This is a genomic window from Microbacterium sp. ABR10, from assembly GCF_057812175.1.
The window spans coordinates 1,565,449-1,576,234 of record NZ_CM173821.1; the positions used below are offsets into that span (position 1 = coordinate 1,565,449).

11 protein-coding genes are annotated in these 10,786 nt (G+C 72.1%); all 11 read right to left on the minus strand.

Going from position 1 to position 10,786, the window contains the following annotated elements; all coding sequences use genetic code 11:
* Positions 1–223: 223 nt before the first annotated feature.
* The 11 genes from ACXKZF_RS07180 to rpoZ all read right to left on the minus strand — a co-directional run bounded on the left by ACXKZF_RS07180 (position 224) and on the right by rpoZ (position 10,670).
* Positions 224–811, minus strand: a complete 588-nt coding sequence (locus ACXKZF_RS07180; protein ID WP_488985827.1) for a Trp biosynthesis-associated membrane protein — start codon at positions 809–811, stop codon at positions 224–226.
* Complete coding sequence (hisI, locus tag ACXKZF_RS07185; RefSeq protein WP_055954870.1) at positions 811–1,149, minus strand: phosphoribosyl-AMP cyclohydrolase; 339 nt, start codon at positions 1,147–1,149, stop codon at positions 811–813. The genes ACXKZF_RS07180 and hisI overlap by 1 nt, the downstream gene beginning before the upstream one ends.
* Positions 1,146–1,910 carry an imidazole glycerol phosphate synthase subunit HisF gene (gene hisF / locus ACXKZF_RS07190; RefSeq protein WP_488985828.1) on the minus strand — a complete coding sequence of 255 codons (765 nt, stop codon included), beginning with the start codon at positions 1,908–1,910 and terminating at the stop codon, positions 1,146–1,148. The genes hisI and hisF overlap by 4 nt, the downstream gene beginning before the upstream one ends.
* The gene (hisG, locus tag ACXKZF_RS07195) at positions 1,910–2,752 is read right to left on the minus strand and encodes an ATP phosphoribosyltransferase (RefSeq protein WP_243223173.1); all 843 of its coding nucleotides are present in this window, start codon (positions 2,750–2,752) and stop codon (positions 1,910–1,912) included. The genes hisF and hisG overlap by 1 nt, the downstream gene beginning before the upstream one ends.
* 46 nt (positions 2,753–2,798) lie before the next feature.
* Positions 2,799–3,062, minus strand: coding sequence for a phosphoribosyl-ATP diphosphatase (locus tag ACXKZF_RS07200; protein WP_055954861.1), 264 nt, complete (start codon positions 3,060–3,062; stop codon positions 2,799–2,801).
* Positions 3,063–3,556: 494 nt separating this feature from the next.
* Positions 3,557–4,228: a ribulose-phosphate 3-epimerase gene (rpe, locus tag ACXKZF_RS07205; protein ID WP_308220483.1), complete on the minus strand. Its 672-nt coding sequence runs from the start codon at positions 4,226–4,228 to the stop codon at positions 3,557–3,559.
* Positions 4,229–4,491: 263 nt separating this feature from the next.
* A complete protein-coding gene (locus ACXKZF_RS07210; protein ID WP_488985829.1) occupies positions 4,492–5,862 on the minus strand; it encodes an RsmB/NOP family class I SAM-dependent RNA methyltransferase in 1,371 nt (456 codons plus the stop codon).
* Complete coding sequence (gene fmt / locus ACXKZF_RS07215; protein WP_488985830.1) at positions 5,859–6,776, minus strand: methionyl-tRNA formyltransferase; 918 nt, start codon at positions 6,774–6,776, stop codon at positions 5,859–5,861. Before fmt ends, ACXKZF_RS07210 begins: the two co-directional genes overlap by 4 nt.
* Positions 6,777–6,864: 88 nt before the next feature.
* Entirely contained in the window at positions 6,865–8,847 is a 1,983-nt protein-coding gene (locus tag ACXKZF_RS07220) for a primosomal protein N' family DNA-binding protein (protein ID WP_488985831.1), read from the minus strand.
* Between the two features lie 253 nt (positions 8,848–9,100).
* Positions 9,101–10,294: a methionine adenosyltransferase gene (metK, locus tag ACXKZF_RS07225; RefSeq protein ID WP_488985832.1), complete on the minus strand. Its 1,194-nt coding sequence runs from the start codon at positions 10,292–10,294 to the stop codon at positions 9,101–9,103.
* A gap of 121 nt (positions 10,295–10,415) precedes the next feature.
* Positions 10,416–10,670 carry a DNA-directed RNA polymerase subunit omega gene (rpoZ, locus tag ACXKZF_RS07230; RefSeq protein ID WP_055837405.1) on the minus strand — a complete coding sequence of 85 codons (255 nt, stop codon included), beginning with the start codon at positions 10,668–10,670 and terminating at the stop codon, positions 10,416–10,418.
* Positions 10,671–10,786 lie beyond the last annotated feature (116 nt).

Consider the following 10,786-nt stretch of genomic DNA (forward strand, 5'->3'; position numbering starts at 1 on the left):
TCCACCCACCGCCCCTCCGCTTCGAGAAACGCGATCGGCGTGGAGGAACGCGCCCTCACGGCGTTTCCTCCACGCGAACACGTTCCTCGACCGCGCTCGGTGGGTACCGCGAAGCTCCGCGTGCGACAGCGCTCCGCATCGCCATCGGCCGCACGCCATGGATGTCGTGACGCTCCGCCGTGCGACGGCTCGCGCGGACGACTCGGGCCTCGCGGCGGGAGGCTCAGGCCGTGGGGTCCTCGCCGCGGGAGAGGTCGTCCCACGAGTCGATCGCGTCGTGCGGGCGACCGGTGTCGGAGCCGGCCTCGGTGGCCGTGCGGTACTTGCGGCTCGCACCCGATGCCCAGCGGCGGGCGGTGACGAGGGTGAAGACCGCAGCGGCGAACAGCACCGCCTGCGCGAGCAGGGTGAGCGCCGGCCAGGGCGTCAGCGAGAACCCCGTGACGAGGGAGGCCACGGCATCCGTTCCCGAGATCCCGGTGGCCTCGGTGACGGTCGAGGCCGCGGCGGCGACGGGGCGGCCGACGAGCAGCTGCGCGGTACCCACGCCCACCAGCGCCGCGATCAGGGCGCCGACGACGCCGAATACGTAGCGCAGCACGGGACCGACGATCGACAGGGCGGCGCCCAACGCGAGCGCGGCCAGGCTGAGCGGGGTGAGGATCGGCAGGGCGTCAGCGCCGGCGACGGCGAGGGTCTGCTGCGCGCCGTCGTCGAGGGTGACGTCTATCCACGTCTGGGTGGATGCGATCACGCCCAGCGCTCCGGCGGCGAGCATGGCGAGGACGGCCGTCGAGCGGGCGCGCCGCATCAGCGCTCCCCCACGACCGGGTGCAGGTCGTCGGCGTCGAAGCAGGTGTGGTCGCCCGTGTGGCAGGCCGCGCCGATCTGGTCGACCTCGATGAGCAGCGTGTCACCGTCGCAGTCCAAACGCGCACCCTTCACCAGCTGGATGTGGCCCGAGGTGTCGCCCTTGCGCCAGTACTCCTGGCGTGAACGCGACCAGAATGTCACGCGGCCGGAGGTGAGCGTGCGCTTCAGTGCCTCGGCATCCATCCACCCGACCATGAGCACCTCGCGCGAGTCGAACTGCTGGATGACGGCGGCCACCAGGCCGTCCGCGTCGTATTTCACGCGGTCGACGCTCATCGGCGCACCTCGATTCCCTCGGCGGCCATGGCGTCTTTGACCTGTCCGACGGTGAGCTGACCGGAGTGGAAGACGGATGCCGCGAGCACCGCGTCGGCGCCCGCCTGCACGGCCGGGGCGAAGTGGCCGAGCTCTCCCGCGCCGCCCGACGCGATGACCGGGACCGCGGCGACCTGGCGCATGAGGCGGACGAGTTCGAGGTCGAAGCCCTGCTTCGTGCCGTCGGCGTCTATGGAGTTGACCAGCAGCTCGCCGGCCCCGCGTTCGACGGCCTCGCGTGCCCACTCGAGGGCGTCGAGGGTCGTCTCGGTGCGTCCGCCATGGGTGGTCACGACGAAGCCGGAGGGAGTGGATGCCGCGCGCTTCACATCGAGCGAGAGAACGACCACCTGCGCGCCGAAACGGTCGGCGATCTCGTCGATGAGATCGGGGCGGGCGATCGCGGCGGAATTCACGCCGATCTTGTCGGCGCCCACGGCCAGCAGGCGCGCCACGTCGTCGGCGGAGCGCACTCCCCCACCGACCGTCAGCGGGATGAAGACCTGCTCGGCCGTGCGGCGCACGACGTCGTAGGTCGTCGCGCGCTCGTCGACCGTGGCGGTGACGTCGAGGAAGGTGACCTCGTCGGCGCCCTGGTCGAAGTAGAGCTTCGCGAGCTCGACAGGATCGCCCATGTCGCGCAGGTCGAGGAAGTTGACGCCCTTGACGACGCGACCGGCCGCGACGTCGAGGCAGGGGATGACGCGACGCGCGAGGGTCATCAGAGCCTCGCGGCGAGGATCTCGGTCACCAGGATCGCGCGCGCTCCGATCGCGTAGAGCGCGTCCATGACCTGGTTGACGTCGCGGCGCGGGCTCATGACGCGCACGGCCACCCACTCGGGGTCGCGCAGCGGCGAGATCGTCGGCGACTCCAGGCCCGGAGCCACGGCGACGGCCTGCTCCACGAGGGCGGCGGGCAGGTCGTAATCGATGAGTACGTACTTGCGGGCGGCGAGGACACCGCGCAGACGCCGCAGCAGTGTCTCGGTCCCCTCGGCCTCCTGCGGGCCGGCGATCAGGACAGCGTCGCTCTCGAGCAGGACGGGCCCGAAGATCTCGAGCCCCGCCTGACGGAGCGTGGTGCCCGTGGAGACGACGTCGGCCACGGCATCCGCCACTCCGAGCTGCACGGCGGACTCCACTGCACCGTCGAGCGGCACGATGTCGACGGCGATGCCGCGTTCGTCGAGGAACGCGTCGACCAGGCCCGGATAGGCGGTGGCGACGCGCAGGCCCTGCAGGTCGTGCACGTCGGTGAAGCGTCCCGGACGACCGGCGAAGCGGAACGTGGAGCCGGCGAAGCCGAGTGATTCGACCTCGCGGGCGCCCGGCATGCGGGCATCCAACAGCAGATCGCGGCCGGTGATGCCGACATCCAGCGCGCCGGAGCCGACGTAGGTCGCGATGTCACGGGGGCGGAGATAGAAGAACTCGACCTCGTTGACGGGGTCGACGGTGTACAGGTCTTTCGAGTCGCGTCGTCCGGTGTACCCGGCCTCCGAGAGCATCTCGGCGGCGGTCTCGGCGAGCGACCCCTTGTTCGGCACGGCGATTCGCAGCATGACGGGGGCTTTCGTGTTGAAGTGAGCGAACGGGACGGGTGACGGCTCAGAGATGTCGGTAGACGTCTTCGAGTGTCAGGCCCTTCGCGAGCATGAGGGTCTGCAGGTGGTACAGCAGCTGCGAGATCTCTTCGGCCGTCGCGGCGTCGGACTCGTACTCGGCGGCCATCCACACCTCGGCGGCCTCTTCGACGATCTTCTTGCCGATGGCGTGCACGCCCGCGTCGAGCTGCGCGACGGTGCCGGACCCCTCGGGTCGCTCGACGGCCTTGGCGCTGAGTTCCGCGAACAGGTCGTCGAAGGTCTTCACGGTTCCAGGGTATCGGGTCGGCCGGGGTGGGCGGTGCCGCGGGGCGTGGCGCGGATGGGGGTGGGTGGCGCGGGGTGGGTGTGTGAGTGGGGCCTGGGTGTGGGTGCCGGTGCGTTTGCGGGCGGGGGGGGCGTGGGGTGCGCGTGCGTGCGGCGCCGCGTGCGGGGCAGCTCGCGCATAAACGCTTGCTGCGCGCGGAAACGCGAGGAGAGCGCGTTTATGCGCGTGGATCGCGTTTATGCGTGGGGTCGGGTGGGCGCAGCGGGGCTGCCTCGACGAGGTCGGGCGGGTGCCGGCGTGGGCTCGGCGTGGCGCGGGGCTGGCGGTTCGGCCGAGGATCTGGCATCCGGATGCCGTGTCTCCGTCACGCGTAAACGCTTGCTGCGCGCAGAAACGCGAGGAGAGCGCGTTTATGCGCATGGATCGCGTTTATCCGTGAGTTCGCGGGGCGCGACGCAACCGCGGACGCCGAGCGAGGACGGACCGCGCCCTGCTCAATGGCGGTGGCGGGACGCCGTGGTGCGCAGCGATTGGATGGCCGCGTCGGGGTCGTCGGCGCCGAAGACCGCGGACCCGGCGACGAAGGTGTCGGCCCCCGCCTCGGCGGCCTGCGCGATCGTGGACTCGCCGATGCCGCCGTCGACCTGGAGCCAGACGCTCGAGCCGCGCCGCTTCGCCTCGTCGGCGAGGGCACGGAGCTTGGGCATGGTCTCGGGCATGAAGGACTGGCCGCCGAAGCCGGGTTCGACGGTCATGACGAGGATCTGATCGAATTCGTTGAGCGAATCGAGAAGGTTCTCCACGGGGGTGCCGGGTTTCACGGCGACGCCGGCGCGCGCGCCGATGGAACGCAACCGGCGCGCCAGGGCGATCGGGGATGCAGCCGCCTCGAGGTGGAAGGTCACGGATGCCGCACCGAGCTCGGCGTAGGCCGGAGCCCAGCGGTCGGGGTCGTCGATCATCAGGTGCACGTCGAGGGGCACCGGACTCGTCTCCTGGATGCGCGCCACCATCTGCGGCCCGAACGTGAGGTTGGGCACGAAGTGGTTGTCCATGACGTCGACGTGCACGAAGTCGGCACCCGCGATGCGCGCGAGCTCGGCCTCCATGTTCACGAAGTCGGCGGCGAGGATGCTCGGGTTGATGCGGGAGGCGTCGGTAGGCACCCGACCATTATGGGCGGGCACTGCGCTCGTCCCGTCGCCGCGCTCCCCCGGGCCGTCCAGCCGAGTGTCCAGGACACGCCGTTCGACGGGGCGCCTGCGCGGCGTGTCCTGGACACTCGACGAGCTGGACGGGCCCGGCCGCGCACGGCGGGGTCGGGCTTGTCAGCGCACGGCGGGCCCGGGCTTGTCAGCGCACGGCGGGCCCGGGCTTGTCCGCGCACAGCGGGCCCGGGCCTGTCCGCTGGCGGCGGGCGAGCAACCGGTCAGCGCTTGCGCAGCAGGGCGATCGACATCGCGTCGGTGCCGTGGCGGTGGGGCCAGAGTTGCACGCGGAGGGAGCCGTCGGCCTGGTCGGGCAGGTCGATCTCGTCGACAGCCACGGAGCGCACGACCGCGCGGGCATCGAGTTCCTCGACCGCGTCTCCGAGCTCGCGTTTGACCTCGGCGAGCACGCCGGAGGTCTCGGCCAGATGCGGCGAGCACGTCACGTACGCGACGACCCCGCCGGTCTTGAGCGCCTCGAACGCGGCGAGCACCAGATCCAGCTGCAGGGCCGTCAGATCGGGTACGTCGGCGGGGGTTTTGCGCCAGCGCGCCTCGGGCCGGCGGCGCAGCGCTCCGATGCCGGTGCACGGGGCGTCGACGAGGATGCGGTCGTACTCCCCCGGCATCCGGGCCGCGCGCTCGCGCCCGTCCTCCTCGCTCACCTCGACCTCGAGGGGCACGGGTGCCAGGGCCTGTCGCACCAACCCGGCGCGCGCCGGTGAGATCTCGTTGGCATCCAGCGTCGCGCCGTGCGCGAGCGCTTCGGCCGCGAGCAAGGCGGTTTTGCCGCCGGGTCCGGCGCAAAGGTCGAGCCAGCGTTCACCCTCGCGAACGGGGAGGGCGCGGCTCAGGGCGAGCGCGGCGAGTTGCGACCCCTCGTCCTGCACGCGTATGCGGCCGCCGGAGCCGCGGATGAGGCCCTCGGGGTCTCCGCCGCGGGTGGTGAACGCGGTAGGCGCGAAGCGGGTGGATGCGGCATCGTCGGGCACTTCGGCGAGTCCGGGGAGGGCGATCATGGCCACGCGCGGGGCGATGTTGTCGGCCTCGAGCAGGGCGGTGAGCTCGTCGGCGCGGCCCTCGGCCGTCAGCGCGCGACGGAGGGCTCGCACGATCCACACGGGGTGCGAGGTGGTCAGCCCGATCCGCTCGTCGTCACTGCGCGCGGCGGCGGCGATGCGGTCCATCCATTGGCCGGGCGTATCGCGCGAGACGCGGCGCAGCACGGCGTTGGCGAACCCCGCCGCGCCCTTTCCCCCGCCGTGCCGACGGGCGAGTTCGACGGACTCGTTGACCGCGGCGTGCGAGGCGACGCGGGTGGACAGCAGCTGGTGCACCCCGAGGCGGAGCGCGTCGAGCACGTTCGGGTCGATGCGATCGACGGTGCGGTCGGCTGCGGCGGCGATGATGGCGTCGTACGTTCCCCGCCGGCGCAGGGTCCCGTAGGCGAGTTCCGTTGCGAGACCGGCGTCTTTGGCATCCAATCCCGCCCGCACGATCGCGTGCGGCAGCAGCAGGTTGGCGTAGGCCTCGTCGCCGGAGACGGCGCGGAGGACCTCGTACGCGACGGCGCGCGCTCCCTGCACGCTCATGCGCCGAGCACCGGTTCGTCGGTGCGCAGACCTCGGAACCAGTCGCCGGCGGCCATCGCCCCCTTGCCTGCGGGCTGGACGGTCTCGAGGCGCAGGGGCGCCGTGCCGGTACCGACGATCACGTCCTTTCCGGATGCCGCGACCCGTCCCGGCGTGAGCGGCGGCGCCTCGGAGGGAGCTGCGCGCAGCACTTTGAAGCGGGCGCCGTCGAGGGTCGTGTGGGCTCCGGGTTCGGGCGTGACGCCGGCGATGCGGTGGAGGAGGGTCTCGGCATCCTGGGTGAAGTCGAGAGCGCCGTCGTCGAGGGTGAGCTTGGGCGCGAGAGTCGGTTCGCCGCGCTGCGCAGTCGCGACCGCCGTGCCGTCGGCGATGCCGTCGACCACGCGGGCGAGCACGGGAGAGCCGATGTCGGCGAGGGCGTCGAGCACGTCGGCGGTGGTGGCGCCGGGGGGCACCTCGTAGCGCTCCTCGGCGAACACGTCGCCCGCGTCGAGCGCCGCGACCAGTTGGAAGACGCTGGCGCCGGTCACGGTGTCACCGGCGATGAGGGCGCGCTGCACGGGAGCTGCGCCGCGCCAGCGCGGGAGGAGTGAGAAGTGCAGGTTGATCCACCCATGCGCGGGGGTCGACAGCAGTGGCTCGCGCACGAGTCCGCCGTAGGCCACGATCACGCCGAGGTCGGGCGCGAGTTCGGCGATCCGCTCGGTCACGTCGGCGTCCAGGCGGTCGGCCTTGATGGTCGGGATGCCGAGCTCGTCGGCGGCCTGAGCGACCGGCGACGGGGTGAGCACGCGCTTGCGTCCGAGCGGAGCGTCGCTGCGGGTCACGACCGCGGCGATCTCGTGAGGACCGGCGGCCAAGGCGCGGAGGGAGGGGAGGGCGACGGCGGGGGTACCGGCGAAGACGAGGCGCATGGTTCTCCTCAGGCGGTTCGGGGCGGGTGGGTCTGGGTGGGTGCGCCGGCACGGACCACGGTGGCGGTCGGCCGAAGGCGCGTGTCGCTCACAGGTCGGGTTCGGGGATGTCGAGACGGACTCTGAGCGTACTGCGCGGCTTCGGGCCGCGATCCTTGCGCGACTTGCGAGCGCGTAGCGCATCGGCGATGACTCCGGCGCGCAGCGCCTCGGCGACGGCGCGTCCGTGCGCGTAGTCGAAACGCACGAGCGCACGCGCCGTTGCGACGTCGGGGGTCTCCGACGTGTCGACCGGCCCCAGGATCGCGAGCGGATCGAGGTCGGTCACCGTCTCGCGCAGGGACGCGAGCAGGGTGTCGACGCTGCGGGAGTGGCCGTCGACGCTGGCGACACGCACGGCGGGCGGCATGCGAAGCGGCGCACGATCGACGAGTTCGGCGCGGGCGTACGCCGGTTGGGTCCAGGTCGCGAGCGCGCGGGCGACGGGGCCCGCGACGCCGACGAGATGCACGGGCGCGCCGGGTGCGGCGAGGGCCGCGGCGTTCGACCACCAGCGCAGACAGCTCTCACCGATGCGCAGGGCCTCGCTCTGCAGCATCCGGTCGCCGTCGAGCAGGATGACGGCGCGGTAGCCTCCGCGGGCGATCGGCTCGGCGCCGCGGGTGGCGATGACCAGCGCCGGCTGGCCGTCGACCTCGGCCACCGGGTGGGCCCCGTCGGCGATGATCACGCGGGTGTTCGGAAAGGCGCGGCCGAGCTCGTCGGCGGTTCGCTCGCTGCCCGAGGACGCCATCCGCAGCTTCGTCGAGTGACAATGCCCGCAGGTCCAGGCGTGGGCGCTGCGACCGCACCAGGCGCACACCGGGGTCGCGCCGGGACGAGCCGCGCGGAGCGGACCTGCGCAGTGCGCGCACCGGGCGGGGCGACGGCAGTCGGCGCAGACGAGCGAGGGGGCGTATCCGGGGCGGGCGACTTGCACGAGCACGGGCCCGTGCTGCAGGGCCTCGCGCGCGGCGGCGAACGCGGAGGAGGGCACGCGCGACTGGCGCTGCTCCCCCTCGCGCGTCGCACTCAGCACGATGCGCGGGCTGGGGCGGCGAGCTTGCGTGATCTCGCGCACGTAGCCGACGTCGACGAGCCTCTGCACGTCGGTCGTGCGCGTGTGCCCGGCGAAGATGAGGGCCGATCCCTCCGACTCCTGGCGCACGAGGGCTGCGTCGCGGGCGTGCACGCCCGGAGAGAGCGGTTCCGACAGCAGGGAGTCGCCGTCGTCCCAGATCGCCACGAGCCCGGTGTGGTGCGCGGGCGCGTACACCCCCGAGCGGCGGCCGACCACGATGCAGGGCACGGATGCCAGGGTGCGCAGGTACTGCGCGTAGCGGGCGGGCCCGGACTGGTCGGCGTCGTCGCGCACGATGGCATCCGGGGCCACGAGCTCGCCGAGGGCGGCGAGCAATTGCGCCTGATCGCGGTAGTCGGGTACGACGAGCACGGCGCTCTTCCCCCGGGCCAGCGTGTGCACCGCGGCGGCGGCGAGCAGGTCGGCCCAGGCTCCCCGCGGGAGCTCGGGGTGCGGGTGCGGGGGGGCGTCGATCGCGAGACGCTCGCCGGCGTCGAGAGCCTCGGCGAGCCCCGGGTAGGCGCGCAGCTCGACGTCGGATCGCTCGCGGGCGGCCGGCACCACCTCGGGCGCATCGGGCGGCGGTGCCGCGGCCCAGGCCTTCTCGGCGCGGACCATGCGTCGAGGGACGGCCAACCGCAGCACATCGCTGACGGAGCCGGCGGCACGGTCGGCGACACGGCGCGCGAGCGTGTACAGGCGCTCGGGCAGCACGGGCATCGGCGACACCACGGCCTCGATCGACGAGAGCGGTCGTTCGCTGCCGTCGTCTGCCACCACCTCGACGACGAAGGCATCCATCATGCGCCCCGCCGAGCGCAGCGGCACCTTGACCCGCACGCCCGGAGCGATGTCAGCCACGAGCGGGTGCGGCACGGCGTAATCGAAGAGACGGTCCAGTTGCGGCACGGGCGACTCGAGCTGCACGCGCGCGACGCGGCGCTCGCTCACGGAAGCTCTCCCCCGCCCCGGACGCCGGGGCGCGCGCGGACAGGGGCGCCTGCGCTCGCGCGGACGCCGGCGCACGGGCGCCGGTGGACCTGGGCGCGGGCACCCCTGATCCCGTTCGCCATCGCCTGCGCACCGGAACACACGCGAACGCCGGCGCACGGGCGTTGGCGGGCTTGAGCACGGACGCGCCGAATCACGCCCACCGTCGCACCGACGCGTCGCCGGCTGCGTCGCGCGGCGCCCGCCCGCACGCTCAGATTCCGGCGGCGGCGCGCAGCTCGTCGACGCGGTCGGTGCGCTCCCAGCTGAAATCGGCCAGCTCGCGGCCGAAGTGACCGTACTTCGCCGTCTGCGCGTAGATCGGGCGCAGAAGGTCGAGCTGCTCGACGATGGCCGCGGGTCGCAGGTCGAACACATCGCGGATCGCGCGCACGATCACATCGTCGTCCACGTGAGCGGTGCCGAACGACTCCACGTAGAGACCGACGGGGTTTGCCTTGCCGATGGCGTAGGCGACCTGCACCTCGAGGCGGTCGGCGAGGCCCGCCGCGACGGCGTTCTTCGCGACCCATCGCATGGCGTAGGCGGCCGAGCGGTCGACCTTGGACGGGTCCTTGCCGCTGAACGCGCCACCGCCGTGGCGGGAGGCTCCACCGTAGGTGTCGATGATGATCTTGCGGCCGGTGAGCCCGGCGTCGCCCTTCGGGCCGCCGATGACGAAGGGACCGGCCGGGTTGATGTAGTACTTCACGTCGGGGAGTTCGAGCCCGGTCTCGGCCAGCACGGGATCGATGACCTCGGCCTGCACCTGCGCGCGCAGATCTTCCTGCGAGATGTCGGGGTGGTGCTGCGTCGACAGCACCACGCTGTCGACGGTGCGCGGAGTGAAGCCGTCGTAGCCGAGCGTCACCTGGGTCTTGCCGTCGGGGCGCAGGAACGGCAGCGCTCCGCTCTTGCGCACGGCCGCCAGACGCTCGGCGATGCGATGCGCCGTCCAGATGGCCATCGGCATGAGCTGCGGAGTCTCGTTCGTGGCGAAGCCGAACATGATGCCCTGATCGCCCGCCCCCTGCAGGTCGTGGGGATCGACGGACCCGCGCTCGCGCTGCTCGAACGCCTTGTTGACGCCGGCGGCGATGTCGGAGGACTGCGCGCCGATCGAGACGGAGACACCGCACGACTCACCGTCGAACCCGGTGTCGCTCGAGGTGTAGCCGATGCGGTTCACCACGTCACGGACGATCGCGGGGATCTCGACGTAGGCCCGCGTCGACACCTCGCCCGCCACGTGCACGAGCCCGGTCGTGACGAGGGTCTCGACGGCGACGCGCCCCGTGGGGTCGTCGGTGAGGATGGCATCCAGAATGCTGTCGGAGATCTGGTCGCAGATCTTGTCGGGGTGTCCTTCGGTGACGGACTCGGACGTGAACAGGCGTAGGTCGGTCAAGACGACTCCGGGAGGCTAGCGAGCAAGGAACGGGCACAAGTATGCCCCGGACGGCGGTGAGCCGCCCGGGGCATCGTCACATCTGTGAATACTTCACGCGTGAGCCGGTGAGGGCTGTGGATTACTCCGCAGCGCGCAGGCGCAGCTTGTCTTCGTGGATCTCGTGCAGTGCGATCGTGAGGGGCTTGTCTTCGACGGTGGAGTCGACCAGCGGGCCGACGTTGTCGAAGAGGTTTCCCTCGTGCAGGTCGGAGTAGTAGTCGTTGATCTGACGCGCGCGCTTGGACGCGTAGATGACGAGCTGGTACTTCGAGTCGACCTTGTCGAGCAGAGCGTCGATGGGCGGGTCGATGATGCCCTTGTCACGTCCGGCCATGGGGAACCTCCTGGTTCGGCGGGATGGGGTGGATGCGGCGCCGGGAGCGCCGAAGCATCCCCCCATTCTAGCCGACGCCGACCCGGGGTGTGCCGAGGGCGTCGGGCGGGTCGTGT

What these genes read in the sequence shown, in the direction of transcription:
- ACXKZF_RS07180 (WP_488985827.1), bottom strand. Translation starts at nt 811, where the DNA reads ATGCGGCGCGCCCGCTCGACGGCCGTCCTCGCCATGCTCGCCGCCGGA.
- ACXKZF_RS07210 (WP_488985829.1), bottom strand. Translation starts at nt 5,862, where the DNA reads ATGAGCGTGCAGGGAGCGCGCGCCGTCGCGTACGAGGTCCTCCGCGCC.
- hisI (WP_055954870.1), bottom strand. Translation starts at nt 1,149, where the DNA reads ATGAGCGTCGACCGCGTGAAATACGACGCGGACGGCCTGGTGGCCGCC.
- hisF (WP_488985828.1), bottom strand. Translation starts at nt 1,910, where the DNA reads ATGACCCTCGCGCGTCGCGTCATCCCCTGCCTCGACGTCGCGGCCGGT.
- rpoZ (WP_055837405.1), bottom strand. Translation starts at nt 10,670, where the DNA reads ATGGCCGGACGTGACAAGGGCATCATCGACCCGCCCATCGACGCTCTG.
- fmt (WP_488985830.1), bottom strand. Translation starts at nt 6,776, where the DNA reads ATGCGCCTCGTCTTCGCCGGTACCCCCGCCGTCGCCCTCCCCTCCCTC.
- hisG (WP_243223173.1), bottom strand. Translation starts at nt 2,752, where the DNA reads ATGCTGCGAATCGCCGTGCCGAACAAGGGGTCGCTCGCCGAGACCGCC.